A 20,906-nucleotide genomic window follows, 5' to 3' on the forward strand; every position below is an offset into this window, starting at 1 on the left:
TCACTCTATTCACCGACGTCGCACGCATGCCAACCCACTCCGACCATCCACGCCCCGCTGATCCGCTCCTGGCATGCCTGAGCGCGCCGATCGAGACGCCGGATGGCGCAGCGTGCGCGGTCGTCGTGGTGGCGCCGCCAGCCCCCCCAGCCGGCAATGCCGCCGCTGCACCTGCCACGCCGCGCGCGGCGTCGCCCCTGCGGCGCCTGGCGCGGCCGCTGCTGTTCGCGGCGCGCCTGGTGCTGCGCCGTCCACGCGCGCGCCAGCTGGCGCTGCGCGTGCTCAAGCGCTTCCCGGCCCTGTACCAACGCGCCTATCGCATGGTGATGGCATCGGGCAGCGCGCCGCCGGCCGCGGCCCAGTCCCGGCCCGGCCACGTGGCCACGCTGTCGCCGCGCGCGAATGCCATCCTGCGCGGCTTGCGCACCCTGGACCGCGCGCCTGCCAACGCCGGCGCACGGCCGCGCCTGGCCTTCGTCTCGCCGCTGCCGCCAGAGCGCAGCGGCATCGCCACCTATGCCACCGAACTCTTGATGGAACTGACGGCGCATGCCGACATCGAGCTGGTCGCAGCCCAGGACGAGGTGCGCATGCCCGCGAGCCTGGCCCACCTGCCGCTGCGCACCGCGGCCTGGTTCCTTGACCATGGCGCCGGTTACGACCAGGTGCTCTACCAGCTCGGCAACAGCCCGCTGCACAGCCATATGTTCGCCCTGATGGCCCGCCATCCGGGTGTGGTGGTGCTGCACGACTTCTTCCTGGGCGGCGCGCTGGTACACGCGCAGATGAGCGGTGCCGCGCCGCACGCCTGGCTCGACGCGTTGTACCAATCGCATGGCTACCTGGCGGTGCGCGCCAGCGAGGCCGCGGCCGCGAACGGACAAGGCCAGGTCCACAAGGACTGGCCGGGCAGCCTGCCCGTGATCGAGGGCGCGACCCGCACCATCGTCCATTCGCGGCACGCGTGCCAGCTGGCCGCCGACTGGTACGGGCCGGGCGCAACGCGCCGCATCGACGTGATCCCGCATCCGCGCACGCCGCCCGCGTCGGTAGACCGCGCCGCCGCGCGCGCCGCGCTCGGCATCGCACCCGACTGCTTCCTGGTGTGCAGCTTCGGCTTCATCGCGCCGCATAAGCTGACCCACGAACTGCTGCGTGCCTGGACCGCGTCATCGCTCCATGCCGACCGCGACTGCGCGCTGATCCTGGTCGGCGCCAACCACGACAGCCCGTATGGTATGGAAGTCGAAGCGCTGATCCGCCGCGCCGGCCCGCATGCCAACATCCGCATCGCCGGCTGGACCGACGACGACACCTATCGCCAGTACCTGCAGGCGGCCGACGTCGGCGTGCAGCTGCGCACCAATGCCCAGGGCGAAAGCTCGGGCGCGGTACTGGACTGCATGAACTACGGCCTGGCCACGATCGTCAACGCCAACGGCTCGATGGCCGAGTTCCCCGAGGACGCGGTGTGGCGCCTGCCTGACGTGTTCGGCGAGGCCGAACTTGGCGCGGCGCTCGAGACACTGCACGCCGATGCGGCGCGCCGCCAGGCGCTGGGCGAGCGCGCGGTGGCGCTGCTCGATGCCTCGTTCCGCCCTGCCAAATGTTCGCGCCAGTACCTGGACACGCTGGCGCAGGCGCGCGCCGAGACCGCGGCGCGCCATGCGGCGTGGCGTGCGGCGCCGGCACAGACCGCACCAAGCGATGAGAGCGGCTTACAGCGCCTTGCCGCCCGCCTGGCGCAGGACGAGACGCCGGCGCGGCGCCAGTTGCTGGTCGACGTCAGCGACTGGGCGCGGCCCGGCGCCGCCTTCGATACCCTGGCGGCGGCCCAGCTGCGCGAACTGCTGGCGCAGGAATATCCCGGCCTGCGCGTGGAGCCGGTGTATCTGGACCAGGCCGGCGACCTGCCCTGCTACCGCCAGGCGCGCAATGCGGTCGGAGGCCTGCTGGGACTGGGCTGGCCGGCGCAGGACGAACCGGTGGTGGACGTGCATGCGGGCGACATCTATTACGCGCCGGATGCGGCGTCGCGCGCGGTCGCTTCGGCCGGCGCCGCCGGCCTGCTGGCCGCCTGGCGCGCACGCGGGGTGACGGTCAATCTGCTGGTGCGTACCGAGCAAGACATCGCGGCCGCGCGCGCCGCCGGCGCCGATCGCCTGCTGTGCACGTCGGACGCGGTGGCTCGCCGGCTTGCACATGCGTGAAGGGCGGCCTACGGCAGCGCTTCACCGTTGAATTGTCGCGAAAATGCCGGCAAGTGGCAGTTGCCCGAGCCGGCTGACTTATAATGTCGGCCTGTCTTTTCTTCAGCCTTTGCAAGGCCTATCGACCATGTCTTCCGAAATCCAATACGTCAACATCGCCGCCTATAAATTCATCACGCTCGACAACCTGGAAGAATTGCGTCCGCAATACCAGGACCTGTGCAACGAGCTCGGATTGAAAGGCACTGTGCTGCTGACGCCGGAAGGCATCAATATGTTCCTGTCGGGGACGCGCGAACACATCGACCAATACCTGGCCTGGGTGCGCAGCGACCCCCGCCTGGCCGACCTGGAGTGGAAGGAAAGCCTGTCGAACGAGCAGTCGCACAAGCGCATGCTGGTCAAGATCAAGAAAGAGATCATCACCATGCGCATGCCGCTGATCAAGCCGGAACTGGGCCGCGCACCGGCGGTGGACGCGCGCACGCTCAAGCGCTGGCTCGACCAGGGCCATGACGACGACGGCGTCGAGGTGGTCATGATGGAAACCCGCAACGCCTTCGAAGTGGACGTCGGCACATTCGACAACACGCTCGACTACCGCATCGACAAGTTCACCGAGTTCCCGGCGGTCGCGGCCGAGCACAAGGACGAACTGGCCGGCAAGACCGTGGTCACCTTCTGCACCGGCGGCATCCGCTGCGAGAAAGCCGCGATCCACATGAAGGAAATCGGCTACGACCGCGTGTTCCAGCTCGAAGGCGGCATCCTCAAATATTTCGAGGAAGTCGGGGGTGACCACTATTCGGGCGACTGCTTCGTGTTCGACTACCGTACCGCGCTCAATCCGAAGCTGGAGCCGACCGAGACCGCGCAATGTTTCGCCTGCCGCGCCGTGGTGACGCCGCGCCAGCAGCTCTCGCCCGACTACGTGGTGGGCGTGTCGTGCCCGCATTGCGCGGGCAAGGGGGCCAACGGCGCCGGCCATCCGGAAAACAGCGGCGTCGCCGCCGGCTGACTGCCAGGGCTCCAATGACAATGCCCCGGGCTGCTCGCGCGGCCCGGGGCGTTTTTTCGTCGTCAAGTACAGGGCACCCGCCCTGTCCCGTCAATCCTGACCGACCAGCAGCCTCCGCAAACGCGTGAACAGGCCGGCCGACGGCAGCGCCGGCTGCGGCAGCGGCTCTTGCGCCTCTTGCAGCGACTGCGGCTTGGCAGCAGCAACCTGTTCCACGCGTGGCTCGCGATACTGCACACCGGCTTCGAACAGCATCAGGCCGAGCGCGCGCTGGTCACCGCTGCCGTCGGCGCCGCCAGGCACGAAGGTCGGCGACAGCAGATCGATGCGGTACAGCTTGCCGGCCTCGAAGTTCAACGCCAGCTCCGCCGTGCTCACTTCGTTCTGCGTTGCGTGGAAGGTCACACGCTGCACGACCTCCGAGACGCGGTTGCTGCCCCGGTCGAGTTCGCGCAGTTCGACCGTCAGCGGCGACGAGGAATCGTGTACGCTCAGATACCGCAACGACAAGGTATTGGCGCTGTGGCGCGCCAGGAAATACATCCAGCCCTGGCCATTCGACCAGCGTCCGCCGATGCCGTTTGCTTCCGGCTCGAACGGGTACCAGCCGCGGCCGAACTTGTCGATGCGCGCAGCCTCGGCGCCGGCCGCTTCCGGGTCGAACACGAACATATTGCCCTGGCAGCGCCGGCACACTTCCGTCTGCATCGAATCCTTGGCGATCGCCTGGCGCTCCGGGCTGCGCAGCAGTTCGACCACCGAGGTGTCGCGCAGGTTGGGCAGCTTCATCTCGCCCTCGTAGTCCAGACAGCACAGCGACAACTGGCCATCGGCGAGCATCGAGACGTTGTGCGCCATCGAGCAGTCCAGCGCTTCCTCGCGCTCTTCCACATAGACGATCGACTCCTTCGGCAAGAACGTCTTCATGAACGATTCTTCCTTGGTCCACAGGCCGAAGTTCTTGAAGCGGATGAAGCAGTTGGGGGCGAACATATAGCCCCAGAACTGGTCTTCGGTCAGGTCGGGCGCATTCTCCGGCACGTCGGCACGGCTGGCCGCCAGGTGATTGCGGGCGATCTGTTCGCCGTACTTGTCCAGGGAGCGCGCCTGCTCGGCGGCATACTGCTCCGGGAATTCCTCGCGCAGTTGCGCGGAAAACGCCTCGAACCGGTCCAGCATGCCGCGGATGAATGCGTCCTTGTCTTCGGATGCGAACGGATCCCACATATCGAGTTCGACGTCGGACTGGATAGTGGAATCGGCGCGCATGTTCGAGGTCGACGTCACGTGCACTTCGACGCGCGACTGGCTGCCGTTCGCGAACTTTTCGCGCAGCGCCGGGAAGATGCGGTCGAAATACTCCTCGTAGCTCAGCTTGTCGTAGCCGCGCAGGCGCTTGTACGAATCTTCGGTCGGCGTTTGCAGGCTGAGCACCAGCGCGACGTTATCGTGCTGGAAGATCGACTGCGCGCGCTGCTGGTCCAGGATCGAGATATTGCTGATCAGGTAGACCTCGATACCGTATTGCTCGCACAGGTCGATGTATTTGTAGACCTTCTTGTTCAACAAGGGCTCGCCCAGGACATTGAACTGGATCGGCCGCTTGATGTCCAGATCGCGCACCTGTTCGATGAAACGCACCGCCAGTTCGTCGTCGGCATTGGTGCGTTCTTTTTTCAGGTAGTCGGACGGACAGAAGGTGCAATGCATATTGCAGTGATTGGTCAGCTCCAGGAAAAACACGTCTGGCTGAATGATCCAGTCATTTACCGGCGCCGGCTTCTGTTCCGTCGTTGGCAGGGGCGTATCCTTACGCGGCGTCTCGGGATGGATTGGTATGTGGATCATGTAGGAGCGGATATCGTCGGCGGTGAACCTGAAAATTATACCAGCGGTATGCACCCGCCACGGCGCATCGTCGACGGCCGCTTACGCGCCGCGGCCTGGAATGAAAACGCGCGCCGTGCCAGCACGAGCGCGAGAAATAACATGCGCGCCCCGTTAAAACAAACGCCCTGGCCGCGCGATGCGGCCAGGGCGTTTATCGAGGACGACAATCGATTCAGCGCGCCACGCCCAATGCCTGCAGCAGCGGCAGGCGCGCTTCGGCGAATTTGGCGGCCTGCTTGCCGAGTTCTTCCAATTGATGCGCCGGCGAATCGACCGGCTTGCCTTCAATCAGAATGCGCTGGTTCTGCGATTCCAGCAGTGCCGACGCAAACCTGGCCCATTCCTGCGGCTCACTGCTTCCACTTTCCCTGGAGAGCAGGAACAGCTGCTCCAGGCGCGGCACCAGCACGCCGCCGCCGGTCACCGGCGAGGCCAGGTAATTCATGTCGGTGGAATAGCGCGCCTGGCGGCACAGCCGCGCATTGATGGCGTCGGTTTCCGGACGTGCCTTGCGGATCGCCTGCTCGTCCTGCACCGGGAAGATGGTCCCGTTGCCGGCCAGGATGATCAGCGCCTGCAGGATCTGGCTGATGGTGATGCCACGTTCGGCCACGGCGCGTTCGATGTCGCTGACGTAGTGCGGCTGGTAGTCGCTCAGGACGTCGAGGATGGGACGATAGATTTCCTCTTTCAGATCGGCTTCCAGCAGCATGCCCTTGGCTTTCAGCACCACCTTGTCGAGCGGCGTGCCCAGCACGACCTGCTGCGCGCGCAGGCGCTCGGTCTGTTCCAGCGGGGTCAGGCGGCGCGCGCCGCGGATCCAGTAGTCGCGCCGGAAACGCTGGTTCACCATGAAATCCTTGGCAGTCTCGCGGAAGCCCTTATTGGGAATCTCGTTGAGCAGTTTGACCTGGTCGCCGCTCAGATTCAGGGCGTCGACGTGATCGAGGTAATGCGCCGATCCGGCAAAGCTGAGCTTGAGCGACTCCATCCAGTCGGCCATTTGCGAGAACGGCATCGGCATCCAGTCGCGATTGAAATACTCGTGCGCCAGGTAGTTGCTTGGGTGGCTGCTCAGGCGCTTCAGGTGTTCGGTGACGGACGGATTGGCGCGCCCGTACAGCGCGCCGCTGTCGAGCACCTTGCCGGCGAATTCGAGCGAGGCCGCGATCCGCTTGCCGGTATCCAGGCCCGGCACCGCCAGGGTGTCGCTGAATCCGGTCAGCAGGTCGCGCAGCGGCGCCAGCGCCGCCCAGCCCGGCTGGGTGTTATAGCTGATGTAGAGCACCCCGCCGACCTTGAGTTTGCGCCGGATGAATTCGGCGATCACGGCGCGGTTGGCGTCCGAAATCCAGCTCCAGATGCCATGCAGGCTGATGAAATCGAAATCCGGCAGGTCGCTGCGGTTGCAGAAGGCATCGAATGCATCGTCGAAGATGCGCGCCGCCCGCGCCGGATTGCCGGCCAGCTCCTTCGCGAACGCGGCCTGGGTCGGATTGAAGTCGGTGCCGAACCATTCGGTGGAAGAGGCGGCTCCGTGGATGTTGATGCTCAGGCCCTGGCCGAAACCGAGTTCGCAGGCGGTCCCGATTTCGGGGTACGCATAGCCGGCGTTCAGCAGCGCCAGACGGGTGCGTAGGGGATTCAGTTCAGCGTAGTACCCGTATGTGTATTCCACATCCGTCATGTAACCGTCAGACCAAGCTTGCATGGCAATTCCTGTTCGTGTGAATAAATCAGTTCGTGCGGCAGATAGGTGCAATTGCAAACTTTATCATTTATTCACGAGGAATTTTGCTTGATCGCTAATTTTTCCGGTTCGGCGCTGCCATGAAAAACGGGCGCTGTACGCGCCCGTCAGACCTCTGCGGCAGCCAGTCCGGTCAGCGGAAGTAAGCGGCAACTTCGCGCACGGCCTGCTCGTCGAGGGTACCTGCGTCGGCGCGCAAGCGCAGCAGCGCCAGCAGATAGCTGTAGCGGGCCTGGGCCAGGTCGCGCTGGCTGGTGTACAGCTGCTGTTGGGCGTTGAGCAGGTCGAGGTTGATGCGCACGCCGCCGGCGACGCTCTTTTCGGTCGCGACCATCAATTCCTTGCCCGAATCGACCGCCCGCTCCAGCGCGTTGATCTTGGCCACGCTGTTCAGTACCAGGTCGTAGGACTTGCGCAGTTCGATCATGATGCGGTCGCTCTGGTAATCGAGTTCGGCGCGCGAGCGTTCGAGGTTGGCGGCCGCCTGGCGCGTCGTTGCGCTGATGGCGCCACCCTGGTAGATCGGGATATTTACCTGAACACCGACGGTCCGGTTGATCGAATCCTGGCGGTAGTTGGTCAGCGACGCCGCGTCGTCGCGGCTGTAGCCGGCGACCAGGTCGACCGTCGGGAAGTGACCGGCCTTGTCGCGCTTGACCTGCAGGCGCGCGTTCTCGATCGCCAGCCGGCCCGCGGCCAGCAGCGGATTGCGCTCCTGCGCGATGGCGCGCCAGTCTTCGTACGATTTCAGCGGCAGGTCCTGGAAGCGGAACTCGGTCCCGAGCTGGTCGAGCGTGCCCGGGTCCATGCCGATGATGCCGGCCAGCGTGTTGCGCATCGCAACCGCATTGTTCTGGGCCTCGACCAGTTGCGCTTCGGCCAGGTCCAGGCGCGCCTTGGTTTCGAGCATGTCGGTCTTGGTGCCCTCGCCTTTTTCGAACAGGCGGTTGTTGACCTTCATCTGCTCCATATACATGTCGCGCTGCACGCGCGAGAGCTCGACCTGGTCTTCGGCGAACAGGGCGTCGGCATAGGCGCCGACCACGCGCATGATCACGTCATTGGTGTCGGATTCAAATTTCTTGGCGCCCTGCGCGGTTTGCACCTTGCCCTGGCGGTAGCGGAAGATCGCGTCCAGGTTCAGGATCGGCTGCTGCACCTGGATCGCCGACGAACGGCTGATGTAGCGCGGATACTCGAGCACCCTCTGGCCAGCCAGGTTACAACAAGTATTTGTATCGGCAATATTACGATTGGCCCGATAACTGGCCGACACCTGCGGCAGCAGGAACGAGCGTCCGAGGATCGCGTTTTCCTTGACCGACTCGTTCTCGTAATAGTTCATGCGGTACTGAGGATCGTTCTTCAATGCCGCTTCGTAGGCCTGGTGCAGGCTGACCGCGCCGGCATTGCCGGCGGCCAGCGCCAGCACCGCGCCGATGGCCAGTCCGTGACGGCGCAGGAAGCCCTGCTTGCTGATCGCGTGCGCCATGATCAATCCTCGCTCATCGACGAGCGGGCACGATCCATCAGCGGCTTGAGCAGGTAGCTCATCATCGTGCGTTCGCCGGTCTTGACGAACATGTCCACCGGCATGCCGGGACGAATGGTCATGTTGTGGTGGGCGATCATCTTGGCGCCTTCCGGCGACACTTTCACGCGCACGTGGTAGTACGGGGCGCCGCTGCGCTCGTCGACGCTGCGGTCGGCCGACACGGTTTCCACCACGCCCGGGATGTGCGGCGTGCGGTTGGCATTGAATGCCGAGAAGATCAGCTCGGTCGGCAGGCCGTCATACACCTTGTCGACCAGGTTGACCGGCAGCTGGCCCTCGACGATCAGCATGTCGTCGGTCGGCACGATGTCCATCATCTTGAAGCCGGGCTGCACCACGCCGCCGTTGGTGAACACCGCCAGGCCGACCACGGTGCCGCTGACCGGCGCCTTGACTTCGACGTTCGACAGCTCGAATTGCTGGGCGCTCATGCGCGCTCCCTGGGCCTCGACCTCGCGTTGCGTGTCGGCCAGGGTCGTGCGCACTTCCTTCTGGTATTCCTGCATGCGCTGCGATTTACGCAGCGTCAGTTCCATGACCTGACGCTGGGCGCGCCCGATGTTGCCGATATCCTCGGAGATCTCGCCCTGGAGCTGGGCGTAGGTGCGCTCCAAGTCGAGCAGGCGGTTGCGGGCCACGTAGCCTTCCTTGGCCAGGTCGCGCATGCCGTCGAGCTGCTCCTTCAGGAAACCGACCTGGGACTTCTTGCTGTCGCGCGATTCCTGCAAGCCCTGGATCTGCACCTTCAGGCCGCCGATATTTTCATCCAACCCGCCCAGCTCACTTTGCAGCGAGGCCTGGCGCGACGTCAGCAGCTGGTTTTGCAGCGTCATCATCTCGGCCACGCGCGCATCGTTGGCGTGTTCGGTCAACTCTTGCGGGAAGCGAATGGTCTTCTGGCCCGTCAGTTCGGCCATCAGGCGCGCTTCGGTCGCGCGCGCGGTCAGGTACTGCGCTTCGGTGATGTCATAGCCGGCCTTGGCGGTAATCGGGTTCATCCGTACCAGCACCTGCCCTGCTTTCACCACGTCGCCGTCGCGCACCAGGATTTCCTGGATCGTACCGCCGGTCTGATGCTGCACGCTCTTGCGGTTCGACTCCTTGGCCACGGTGCCGGACATCGGCACGCCACGGTCGAGCGGCGCGAACGACGCCCAGATCAGGAACCCGATCACCCCTACCAGCACGATCAGCCAGCCGATACGCGCATACGAACGCGCATCGGTATTCACCGTCAGCGGTGCGACATCATGGCTGATGACTTCGGCAGCCGCATCCTTTTGTTGAATCAGCTTCATTTATTTGCTTCCTTGTTCGGTCGTTGCCGGCGCGGCGGCGGCGTTCTGTGCCTGCAGCTGCGCCTGGCGAGCCTGTTGCGCCGCCTGCTGCTGCGCCTGGGCCTGGGCCTGCGCTTTCTGATTCTGCTCCTGGATCGCAGCCAGCACCTGGTCGGTCGGGCCGAACAGCTGGGCAACGCCGTCACGCAGCATCAGCAGCTTGTTGGTGGCGCCGATGATGCTGGTGCGGTGCGTGATCAGGACCACGGTCTTGCCGCGCCGGCGCATGTCGAGCACGGCATGGACCAGCGCCTGTTCGCCGACATCGTCGAGGTTCGAATTCGGCTCGTCCAGCACCAGCAGCGCCGGATCGTCGTACATGGCACGCGCCAGCCCCAGGCGCTGCTTCTGGCCGCCGGACAGGCCGGCACCGCCGTCGCCCAGCGGCGTGTCGTAGCCCTTCGGCAGGTGCAGGATCATGTCGTGCACGCCGGCGCGCTTGGCCGCTTCGACGACTTTTTCCGCATTCACTTCGCCGAAACGGGCAATGTTGTCGCTGACGGTACCGCTGAACAGCTCGATGTCCTGCGGCAGGTAACCGATATTCGGACCAAGCTCCGCCTTGTTCCAGCTGAAGATGTCGGCGCCGTCCAGGCGCACCTTGCCGCCGGCCGCCGGCCAGACACCGACCAGCAGGCGCGCCAGGGTCGACTTGCCCGAGCCGGACGGGCCGATCACGCCCAGGGCATCGCCCGGCACGATGCCGAACGACAGGCCGCGCAATACCGCCTGGTTGGAGCCCGGCGCCGCCGCGGTCACGCTTTCGACCGTCAGCACGCCTTGCGGCTTCGGCAGTTCCATGCCGGCGCTGCGCTCCGGATTATCGTTGAGCATCTTCGCCAGGCGATCATAAGCGCTGCGGGTGCTGGACCACGATTTCCAGACCGCGATCACCTGCTGTACCGGGGCCAGCGCGCGGCCGACCAGGATCGATGCGGCGATCATCATGCCCGGCGTGATGCGGCCCTCGATCGCCAGCAGCGCGCCAAAACCGAGCACCAGCGAGGTCAGCGCCATCTGGACGAACTTGGTGATGGCGCCGATGACGCCGGCTTTCTGGCTGGCTTCCGCCTGCAGGTTGAGGAAACGGCTGTGCAGCTTGAACCAGCGGCGCATCAGGTTGGGCAGCATGCCCATCGACTCGATGACCTCGGCATTGCGCAGGTTATTGGTGGCCAGATTGCCGGCCGCGATCGACATGGTGTTGGCTTCGCCCAGCGGACCGCGCGACACGCGTTCGTTGATGATGGCGAGGGCGATGAGGACGATCGTGCCGCACAGCGCGAACAGACCGAGCCATGGCTCGAAGAAGAAGATCACGATGATGTAGATCGGGAACCACGGCGCGTCGAAGAACGCGAACAGCGCGTTACCGGTCAGGAACTGGCGCAGGTTGGTCAGATCGCCCAGCGCCTGGCCGGCGTTGCCGCCAGCCTTCTTGAGGTTTTGCTCGAACGCCGCGGTGTACACGCGCTTGTTGAGCAGCATGTCGAACTTCGCGCCCACGCGCACCAGCACGAAGCTGCGCATCATCTCCAGCGCCGCCATCAGCATGAAGGCGCCGAGCATCATCACCGTCAGCATCAGCAGGGTGATTTCATTGCGGCTGGCCAGGACGCGGTCGTACACCTGCAGCATGTACAGCGATGGCACCAGTGCCAGCAGGTTCGTAATGGCACTGAAGACGCCGATGGTGATGAACGTGCTTTTGAAGCCGCGTAGCGCTGCCGCGATGTCGTTCTTGGATTCGAAATATTGTTTGAACATGTTAGGCCGTCGTGGAAAGTGCTCGATCGCTGAATCCGGTCCAGCATGAGCAGACGCGACATTATCGCCTAAAAACACAAAAAAATGTGATGCACATCACATTTCAAAAAAAAGGAGTTGTTGCAGCTGTGCACTAGGTAATCGCAGCTGAATGAAAAAGGCCATGCTTTTCAGCATGGCCTTCAGGACGTCGTCGATTTCAGGATCGGAGTTACTTTATCCATTCGCGCCGAAACTCAGCAGGGGTGTTCTCCGCATTTGACAGCGCTGCAGAAGTTGGACTTACCGACCGGTACACCCTGGTGATTGCTCACATGGTGAAACCGGGACGCCCGTTTAACTTTACGATGTACGGAAAAACCCTGGCTCCGGGAGCCAGGGTTTGGGTACCGCAACCCCTTGCCGAGGCAAGGGGCATCTTCAATCAAGAAGATTAGGCGTTCAGTGCCGAGACCAGCAGGTCCAGGTCAACCAGGCCGGTCAGTTTGATGACAACGTCAGCGTTGTCCAGACCGTTAGCGCCGACATCCGAGTAGATGTAGGTGTTGTTTTCGAACTGGAAGACGACGTTGTCGCCAGCAGCACCGGCAGCAGGAGCCACTGCACCCAGGTTGGTCAGCACCAGACCCAGGGTCGAACCGGTAACGGTTGCAGCCTTGGCGAAGGTGGTGATACCAGCAACCGAGATGTCATCCGATGCTGCGGTGTCCAGCACGCCAGCAGCGGTCTTGACCAGGTTCAGACCGGTAACAGTGTCAGTCTTTTCGTAGGTCGACGCAGTTGCCGAGAAGGTGACGACGTCCTTGCCGCCACCCAGCTTGATGGTTTCGACAACGTTGGCGCTAGCGGTATAGTCCAGGCCGCCGGTGACAGTCGTGCCGCCGAAGGCTGCTTTACCGGTCATCGCGGTTGCATCCACGTTAGCCAGGACGCCGGTTGCGCCGTTGACGATGACAGCCGAACCGTTACCGGTCAGGGTCAGGGTGGTCAGGGCACCCAGTTCGTCGAATGCGGTACCTGCAGCACCAACCGTACCGTTGCCGGTGGTCAGCGCGAAGTTTGCCAGGACGTCAGCAGTTGCGGTGCCGCTGGTTGCAGCGTTCACACTGTTGGTCAGGTTGACGGTAGCCGACTTAACGTCGCCGGTCAGCTCAGCGAAGGTAGCAACACCAGGACCGCCCGAGGTAGCGGCAACGGCGCTCACGTTCAGGATGATCGAGTCTGCATTTGCAGTAACAACGGTTGGGCTTGCGGCCGTTGGAGGAGTAGTGGCTGCATCGGCGACAGTGCTAGCATCCACATCGACGGTCAGCTTGCCAGCGTAGGTCGTTGCGGTTGCAGCAGGAGTACCGGTGCCGGCAGCGACGTAACCAGCGGCAGTCACGGTGACGTCAGCAACGGTGGCAACGGTCTGGGCGTCAGCAACCTTGGTGATGACGCTACCATCGGTGGTGAACGAGAAGGTGCTGAACTGGCTCAGAGCAGCTGCATCGACGCCTGCGGTCACTGCTTTCGAGAACTCAAGGGTCTCGACGTTGGTCACAACTGCTTTCAGGATTTCCAGATCCGAAGCGGCGATCGTGGTGTTACCGATCGACAGGGTGTCGTTGCCTTCACCACCGTTGACGACGTCAGTCGCGGTCAGTGCGCGATCGAAGATGATGGTGTCGTTGCCTGCACCAGCATTGATGTTGACAGCCACTGCACCCGCAGCAACGGTGATGGTATCAGCACCAGCGCCCGAATTGACGGTTGCAACCTTGCCCGAGGTCGTCAGACCAACGGTGAAGGTATCGGCGCCAGCACCGGTGGTAATGGTTTCAGCAGCAGTGTATGCGCCCTGCAGGGTCACACCAGCAGTCGAACCAGCTGCATTGATGGTCTTGATCGAAGCACCTTCTGCCGAAGCGTTGACGGTCAGCGAACCGGTCGCGTTGACATTCAGGGTCTCGACAGCGGCGCCGGTCGAAGTTGCTTCGATAGTGGCACGGCCGCTGCCATTGACGGTAACGGTTTTGATGCCAGCGCCAACCAGGTTAATGGTAGCGTTTCCAGCAGGGGAAGCTGCATCGGAGGCGCCATTCAGTTGAACGGTTGCCAGACCAGCAGTGCCGAAATTACCGGTGACAGCTGCAGTCGCCTTGCCCTGCACGCCCAGGGTCTTGCCCGACAGACCGCTCACGGTCACAGCGGCAGTAGGGGCCACCAGATTGATCATGGTCGAACCTGCGAAGTAAGCAGCATCGACGGTTGCAGCGGCGCCAACAGCAGCACCTGCCGCGACGATGTTTTGCGCGCCAGTGATGTTGATGATCTCAACGTTTTTGACGGTTGCAGTGCTTGGCAGAACGGAATCTGCTTTGCCAACGATCAGGTTCAGAGTATCGATGCCAGCGCCGCCGTCGATCACGTCACCCGAGTTCAGGGTGGTGGTGCCTTCGGTGGTGGCGGTTGCGTCAGCGCGAACCAGAGCGGTGATAACGTCAGCGGCGTTGGTGCCAACAATGTTGTCGACGCCGTCGGTCAGGACCAGGTTCGAGACTGGCTGCGAGCCGGTCACGATGCCAGTGATGGTCGAATTGATGGTCGACTGGTAAGCGGTAACGTTGGTCGACGAGGTCACGCCGCTCAGCAGGCCACGGCCGGCTGCAGCTGCTGCTTCGCCCGAGTAGGCGTTCAGTTCAGCTGGGGTGTCCAGAGCGGTGGTGAAGGCGGTAGCAACTGCAACCTTGTTGTTCACGGCTTGTGCATCCAGCAGGCCTTGAGCGGTGGTGTTGGTCAGTGCACCTTGGGTGATGGCGGCAGCGGCGTTAGCTTTGGTCACGGCGCCCGAGGTGATGGCGTTGACCCAGTAATTGAAGCCTGGCAGGTCGGCTTCGCGGCCCAAGACGTTCTGGTAGATCGCGGCGACGAATTTCGAGATGCCGACTTGGCTGGTGTCGGTGCCGTACAGGGCGGTCGATTCAGCCGAGTTGCTGAAAGTGTTCACCAGACGCGACAGAGCGGTGGTGCCGGCGCCGTCAGCTTGCACGGCAGCTTGCACTTCGGCGAAGGTCTTCGGTGCGCCCATTGCGTCGAGCTGGGCCGAGAAATTCTGCAGGCCATAGAAGTCAGCCGGGCGGCCGAAGTACGAAATGTACAGTTGTTGCACTACGGCGGTGTAGTCTTGAGCTGCCATGATGTGTAAATCCTTTAAAGATTGTGGTTGAGTCTGCTGCTGAACAGTAAGCAATGTCCAGACGGCTATTGCAGAACTGCGAAGTATATTGCCAGATCGAGAAATCGGTGTTGTGATGGCCATCACAAACACCAACTTTTTTACGTTACCGATACATCTTTTTTACAAATTCTTTCAAAAAACCACCAACTTCCATTACAAATCTCACCAAAACTAGCGACCCCACAGCGCTGCGCCACTGATAACCACGCCGGGGTTTGCATAATTCTTAAAGATATAACCCGCTTGATCGGCTTTGGCACCGCCCAGGTAACCGCGAATGATCGTCTCGGAGCGGTTATCTTCGTACAGCATGCCCTTATCTGTAATGACACCGCTACCAACCACGCCGGCCCGGTCGCCATCGGCATTCACCACCAGCGACGTGGCAAACGTCCTTTTGGCAAAGTCCATATTCAATTGGCCCGATTCCAGCGTAGCGAAGCGATCGCCATCGGAATTGGTCATGATGGCTTCACCGCTCATCAATTTAAATGCCGCATTGCCTTCCTTTGGCATCACCAGCGCCGAATTACTCAGCCGCGTGATTGCATAAGGACCGTAATATGTGGCCATATCGACGTCGTCATCGTCGATGCGCCCGAGCGCCGGCGCCCGGCTCAAGACCGCTTGCCAGCGCCCCCAGAACACTTCCTGCACATCGGGAACGACCGGGCGCGGCGGCTCGACAACAGCGACAGGCGGCGGCGTGACACCAGGATTAATGACAGGCGGAATGATCGGCGTCGGGGTTGGCGTCGGCACCGGCACCGGAACCACCGGCCGCACGCTTCCCAGCGCCTGCTCCGAACGCTGCGGATCCAGATTAACCTGCGCCATCGGCACCGCCGGCGCGGTGGTCTTGACACCCGGCTCGTCATTTCGTGGCTTCTCGGCCTGATCCGGCGCCAGCGCCGGATTGGCCAGCAACTGCGGCATGCTGCTGCCGCGCTCCACCTGCAGCAGCAAGCCGCCCTGCCCGGCGAACAGTTCGCGGGCATTACGTCCTTCGCATGGGCCGCTTCCCGCAGCCGAGCAGTTGGCGCCGAAACCGCTCATCACGACACCACCGGACAGCACGGTCACGCGCGTCGTCTGCTGGTCGGTGAAGACGGTGAAATCGGTGCCGCGCACGCCGATCGCGGCAACCGGCGTATTGAAGCGAAAGTTCTGGCGCGCCTGCTTGACGCCCTGGCCCGAGATCGCGCGCGCCACACCTTGCAGCAGCTCGAGCTTGACCTGGGTTTTGGATGGATCTTCCTTATCGATCGCATACGCCACCACCCGCGCAGTGCTGTTCGGGCGCAGGATCAGAAAGCCGTTGTCGACCGTTTTGACATAGACATAGCCGTCGGCGCCGGTGGAGAGCTGATCGCCCTCCTCCACCGCTGCATCCGCAACGGCGGCGTGGCGGCCCACCTGGGCCTGGCCGGTGACGAACACGACGCGGCCGGCTTCTGCCGCCAGCGCAGCGCAGTTAAACGACCATAACACTGTGGCGGCCACAGCGATTTTTTTGAACATACAATCCTCCGATCTCTAGCATTGTCCGGGCTCAACAGATAAAATCTGTGATACCCATCACAATTTACAATTCTTACACCTGTGGCCGCTATCGGCAAAATATTTCTTAAAGCAAATACAACCCGGTATACTTCAGCCACTATTTGCTGATGTACTCTCCTGGCGCCACTTCTGTCCTGATGACAATTTCCAGCCTCCTGCGCACCAGATTGCGTGATCCAGCCGTCCTGCGCGGCCTGATTGCCCTGGTTGCGCTCATCATGGCGGGGGCGCTGCAATGGCAGGGCGGGACAGTCTTCACTACGGCAGCCGACGAATGGCTGCGCGACAGGTTCATTCAGTTGCAAGCGGCCGATACCCGGGAAAACCGCGTGCTGGTGATCGATATCGACGAGAGCAGCGTGGCGCAGATTCCCTGGCCGTGGCCGCGCGCGCGCATCGCCGACCTGATCGAACTGGCGCTCGCCGACGGCGCCCGTGGCATCGCGCTCGACATCCTGATGGAAAAACCGGCCGATGCCGACGGCGACATGCGCCTGGCGATGCTGGCCGGCCACGGTCCGGTGGTGCTGGCCCAGATGTTCGACTACCTGCATGCCGATACGCCGCTGGCGAGCGGGCGCCTGGTCGGCGGCAGCCGGTCAGGCGCAGGCGGCGCGGCGCTGGACGCGCGCGGCTACCTGGCCAACCATACCGGCCTGGGCCAGGCGCGCTACGCCGGCAATATCGGCGTACTGCCGGATGCGGACGGCATTCTGCGCCGCCTGCCCATGTTCACCAACTACCAGGGCCGAGTCTATCCTACGCTCTCGCTCGCTTTACTTCAGTGTTGCGGCGGCGCGACAAGCGCCCTGCCTGTGCGCGCCGTCGAGCGCGTGCCCTATGTGCGCGACTGGGGCGCCTACGATGTGGTTAAGGCCGCCGACCTGCTGGCGGGCCGCATGCCGGCCGGCATGGCGCGCGGCCGCCTGGTGCTCATCGGCTCGTCATCGCTGAGCATCGGCGACCGTGTCGCGACCCCGCTCGGCGCGTCCAGCGCCGGGCTGCTGGTGCATGCATCGATGCTCACTTCGCTGCTTGACCGCCAGCAGGGTTTGGCCCCAACGCCGCTGCCGGGGAAGGCGATCGCTTTCGTCTTCGTCCTGGCGATCGTGCTGCTGACCAGTTATACGTTGCCGCGCGTGTCGGCCGCCGCCAACGCGCTGCTGCTCGGCGCCAGCGCGCTGGCCTGGCTGGCGCTGGCCTGGCTGCTGGCGCCGCGCGATCCGGACTTCGCGCCGGCAGCGCCGCTGTTGTGCTGCCTGTACTTGCTGGCGGTGGCCGTGCCGTTCCAGTGGGAGCTGGCACAGCGCCGCTCGCGCCAGCTGCTCGGCACGCTGCGCCAGTACGTGGCGGGCGAAGTCGTCGACGAGCTGCTGCGCAGCGACCTGAAGGATCCGCTGGCGCCGCGGCGCCTGGAAGTGACGACGCTGGTGGCCGACATGCAGGGCTACACCAGCCAGGTCGAGGCATTGTCGCTGGAAGAAGCGTCGCGCCTGACCACCGAATTCCTGGAATGTCTGACGCGACCCGTCCTGGCCCATCGCGGCACGCTCGACAAATACACGGGCGACGGCCTGGTCGCGTTCTGGGGCGCGCCGCTGCCGAACGCCGATCACGCCGATCTGGCGCTGGACGCGGCGGCGCGCATCCTGCACGAAGTGGCGCAGTTTTCCGCCCTGCGCGTGGCCAGCGGCCTGCCGGCGCTGCGGGTACGCATCGGGATCGAGAGCGGCGTGGCGATGGCGGGCGACTACGGCACCGCGGCGCGCAGCATCTATACGGCGGTAGGCGACAGCGTCAACACGGCGGCACGCCTGGAGCAGACGGCGCGCGACTACCCGCACGACGTCATCATCGGCGAGGGTACCGCCGCGCTGGCCAGGCGTCACCGGCTGCAGCTTTTGGGAGAACACCAGCTGCGCGGCAAGGGCCGGCCAACGCGCATTTATACGCTGGAGCGCAGCGAATGATGCGTTTGCTCATCGGCGCCGCGCTGTTCGCGGCCTGCTGGTCATGCCAGGCCGCGGCGCAGGAGAGCCAGGCTGACGTCAGTGCTGCAGTCGCAGCGCCGGTCGACCAGGCGGACCAGACCGCGGGCCGGCAGGAAGACCTGTACCGCGCCGCACTGCGCGCGCTCGCCGAAGGCCGGCTGGAAGACGCGTCCGCGCTGCTGCAGCGCGTGATCGCGGCCGAGCCGCGCCATGCCGGCGCCTGGCTCGACCTGGCGATCAGCCAATGCGAACTCGGCAATACAGCGGAGGCGGAGCGTCTGTTTTCCAGTCTGCAGCAACGTTTCGACCTGCCGGCCGCCATTGCCGAAACGATCGGGCGCTATCGCGCCACTGGCTGCGGCACGCCGCTGCCGCGCCAGGGCGGCGCCTGGCTGCTGGCGGCGACCCGCGGCCACGACGACAACGTCAACCAGGGCGCCAACGACTCGCGCTTCACGATCGGCACCGGCAGCGCCCAGACCGAATACGAACTCGATGCCGCCTTCCTGCCCAAAGCGGACGACTTCAGCCAGCTGACCGCGGCCTACGTGCGCCCCTTGGGCAGCGGCGGCACGAACCTGATCGTCCAGGCCTATTCGCGCTGGCATGAAGAAGAGCGCAGCCAGGACACCGTCTCGATGCTGGGCGCGCTCGAACACACGTGGACGCCGGGCGGCTGGCGCCTGCGCGGCACGGGCGCGCTCGGCTATGTAACGCTGGACCGCTCGCTGTACCAGCGCCAGCAGCAGGTCCAATTGCGCGCGACGCCGGCATGGAAGATGCCGGCAAACACCGAGTTCGCCTTCTCGGGCAACCTCAGCCGTATCGAGTATCCGACCCGCCCCGCCTATGACAGCACGATGGCCGAATTCGGCGGTATCTTCGGCTACCGCGGCAAACGCAGCCTGGCGCAGGCGACGCTGACCCGGCTGCACGACGACAGTACCGACGGCCGGCCGGGCGGCGACCGCAAGGGCTGGTTCGGCAGCCTGCAATGGGTTGGCGAGGCCACCGGCCGGCTCGCGCTGGAAGGCGGCCTGAGCTGGCAGCACTGGCGCAGCAGCGCGCTGTATTCGCCCGGGCTGATCGAAACGCGGCGCCGCCAGAACACCGCCACGCTGCGCACCGCCGCCAACTGGCAGTTGCGCCAGCACTACAGCGTGGTCCTGGAATGGCGCGCCACACTCAACCGCGAGAATATCGCGCTGTTCCAATATAATAGCCATGCCCTGCAGCTGAGTTTGCGCTGGGATAATTTTTAACGCCAGGATTGGTGTACAAGCAATAGGCCGATATGTCCTGGGAATTGATTGTCTTCGTGGCCGCCGCCGGTGCGGTGGCCCTCGGATGCCTGCTGCCGGCGCGCTGGCTTCCACTGCTTCCGCATGACAAGCTGCTGCACTTCGTTGCATTTGCCGGGCTGAGCACCCTCGCCCTGCTGATCGAGCCCGCCTGGCCAGGCCGCTTGGTGTGGCTGGCAGGTTTGCTACTGGCCGGACTGGCCATCGAAATCCTGCAAAAGCTTGTGCCTGGACGCAGCTTTTGCTGGCGCGACATGGGCGCCAATACGGCCGGCATCGCCGCCGCCACCCTGGCATTCGGGCTGTTACAGGTGATTTGAGATACGCATGACATCGTCGACCAAACGCAAGAACGACCTCGAGAAAGAACTCGCGCCCAGCCCGCTGGTGCCGGATCCGGCGGCCGTGGCGGCCAACGAGCCGACCCAGCAGGAGCATGAGGTACAAATTCACCTGCGCAAGATTCCACTGCTGGCCAATCTCAGCGAAGAGGACATGCAGCGGGTCAAGGCCAACCTGCGCATCCGCGAATACGCCAAGCGCGACGTGGTGCTGCAAAAAGGCGCGCCCGGCGATAGCCTGCTGTTCCTGCTGAGCGGCTCGCTGCAGGTCATCGACGTCACCGAGGATGGCCGCGCGATCGGCTTGCGCATGCTGCAGCCGGGCGACTTCTTCGGCGAGATCGCGGTCATCAACGGCTCGATGCGCTCGGCATCCGTGGTGGCCCTGACGCCGGTGCTGGTGGCCCTGCTGCCGCGCACCATCGCCCTGCATATGTTTACCCACTCGCCGTCGGTGGCGAACCAGATGCTGCGCTTCCTGGCCGAAAAAGTGCAGCGCGACTCCGAATTCCGCGCCCTGCTCAGCATTCACAACACGTCGCGCCGCATCTTTACTTTCCTCAATCTGCTGAAGGAAACCAAGGAAGGCGATGTGCACGTGGTGGAGAATCTGCCGACGCACCAGGACATCGCCAACATGATCAATACCAGCCGCGAAACCGTCACCCGTGCATTGCTGGCGCTGGTACAGCAGGGAATCATCAAAAAAGGCACGCACCGCATCACCATCATCAAGCCGGATGAGCTGCAAAAGCTCATCCAGGGCAACGGCTGAGGGGCGCAGCCGGCCCGCGCACGGGGCCATCCGACCGTCGAAGACCGGCTAAAAATTAACAGCTTGCAACAAGTAACAATTGGTAAGCTGTAAATTCCTAATCGTCACCATGTTATAATCGGCAACTTATTTTCGGGAAATTTCCCGAGCGAGGACGCGCTTTCCGCGTTCCGATTCTCCGATTCGTG

Annotated in this window: 13 protein-coding genes; 6 read left to right on the top strand and 7 right to left on the bottom strand. The window is 63.7% G+C overall.

What is annotated here, in order from left to right:
- The first annotated feature begins 26 nt into the window (after positions 1 to 26).
- Both RTQ83_RS14460 and RTQ83_RS14465 read left to right on the top strand, forming a co-directional pair.
- Complete coding sequence (locus tag RTQ83_RS14460; protein WP_312515907.1) at positions 27 to 2,210, top strand: glycosyltransferase family 4 protein; 2,184 nt, start codon at positions 27 to 29, stop codon at positions 2,208 to 2,210.
- Between the two features lie 127 nt (positions 2,211 to 2,337).
- Positions 2,338 to 3,228 (top strand): sulfurtransferase, encoded by an 891-nt coding sequence (locus RTQ83_RS14465; protein WP_312515910.1) that lies wholly within the window; start codon positions 2,338 to 2,340, stop codon positions 3,226 to 3,228.
- A 90-nt stretch (positions 3,229 to 3,318) separates the two neighbouring features.
- On the opposite strand, the gene RTQ83_RS14470 is transcribed toward RTQ83_RS14465, so the two are convergent.
- The 7 genes from RTQ83_RS14470 to RTQ83_RS14500 all read right to left on the bottom strand — a co-directional run bounded on the left by RTQ83_RS14470 (position 3,319) and on the right by RTQ83_RS14500 (position 16,268).
- On the bottom strand, positions 3,319 to 5,076 hold the full coding sequence (locus tag RTQ83_RS14470; protein WP_312515913.1) for a radical SAM/SPASM domain-containing protein: 1,758 nt from the start codon (positions 5,074 to 5,076) through the stop codon (positions 3,319 to 3,321).
- Between the two features lie 214 nt (positions 5,077 to 5,290).
- Complete coding sequence (locus RTQ83_RS14475; RefSeq protein WP_312515916.1) at positions 5,291 to 6,829, bottom strand: class I SAM-dependent methyltransferase; 1,539 nt, start codon at positions 6,827 to 6,829, stop codon at positions 5,291 to 5,293.
- A 172-nt stretch (positions 6,830 to 7,001) separates the two neighbouring features.
- Positions 7,002 to 8,360 (bottom strand): TolC family outer membrane protein, encoded by a 1,359-nt coding sequence (locus RTQ83_RS14480; RefSeq protein ID WP_312515919.1) that lies wholly within the window; start codon positions 8,358 to 8,360, stop codon positions 7,002 to 7,004.
- Between the two features lie 2 nt (positions 8,361 to 8,362).
- Positions 8,363 to 9,721 (bottom strand): HlyD family type I secretion periplasmic adaptor subunit, encoded by a 1,359-nt coding sequence (locus tag RTQ83_RS14485; RefSeq protein WP_312515922.1) that lies wholly within the window; start codon positions 9,719 to 9,721, stop codon positions 8,363 to 8,365.
- On the bottom strand, positions 9,722 to 11,527 hold the full coding sequence (locus tag RTQ83_RS14490; protein ID WP_312515925.1) for a type I secretion system permease/ATPase: 1,806 nt from the start codon (positions 11,525 to 11,527) through the stop codon (positions 9,722 to 9,724). It abuts the gene before it with no gap.
- A 433-nt stretch (positions 11,528 to 11,960) separates the two neighbouring features.
- The gene (locus RTQ83_RS14495) at positions 11,961 to 14,705 is read right to left on the bottom strand and encodes a DUF4214 domain-containing protein (RefSeq protein ID WP_312515928.1); all 2,745 of its coding nucleotides are present in this window, start codon (positions 14,703 to 14,705) and stop codon (positions 11,961 to 11,963) included.
- 213 nt (positions 14,706 to 14,918) lie between these two features.
- The gene (locus RTQ83_RS14500; RefSeq protein ID WP_312515931.1) at positions 14,919 to 16,268 is read right to left on the bottom strand and encodes a FecR family protein; all 1,350 of its coding nucleotides are present in this window, start codon (positions 16,266 to 16,268) and stop codon (positions 14,919 to 14,921) included.
- Positions 16,269 to 16,447: 179 nt separating this feature from the next.
- Between RTQ83_RS14500 and RTQ83_RS14505 the strand changes: the two genes are divergently transcribed.
- Genes RTQ83_RS14505 through RTQ83_RS14520 form a run of 4 tightly spaced genes read left to right on the top strand, consistent with a single transcriptional unit; the run spans position 16,448 to position 20,718 of the window.
- A complete protein-coding gene (locus RTQ83_RS14505) occupies positions 16,448 to 18,280 on the top strand; it encodes an adenylate/guanylate cyclase domain-containing protein (RefSeq protein ID WP_312515934.1) in 1,833 nt (610 codons plus the stop codon).
- The gene (locus RTQ83_RS14510; RefSeq protein WP_312515937.1) at positions 18,277 to 19,563 is read left to right on the top strand and encodes a tetratricopeptide repeat protein; all 1,287 of its coding nucleotides are present in this window, start codon (positions 18,277 to 18,279) and stop codon (positions 19,561 to 19,563) included. Before RTQ83_RS14505 ends, RTQ83_RS14510 begins: the two co-directional genes overlap by 4 nt.
- A gap of 32 nt (positions 19,564 to 19,595) precedes the next feature.
- Entirely contained in the window at positions 19,596 to 19,922 is a 327-nt protein-coding gene (locus RTQ83_RS14515; protein WP_312515940.1) for a VanZ family protein, read from the top strand.
- A 7-nt stretch (positions 19,923 to 19,929) separates the two neighbouring features.
- Entirely contained in the window at positions 19,930 to 20,718 is a 789-nt protein-coding gene (locus RTQ83_RS14520) for a Crp/Fnr family transcriptional regulator (RefSeq protein ID WP_312515943.1), read from the top strand.
- Positions 20,719 to 20,906 lie beyond the last annotated feature (188 nt).

Origin of the sequence: Massilia sp., from assembly GCF_031995545.1 — a bacterium.
Lineage (GTDB): Bacteria > Pseudomonadota > Gammaproteobacteria > Burkholderiales > Burkholderiaceae_D > Telluria.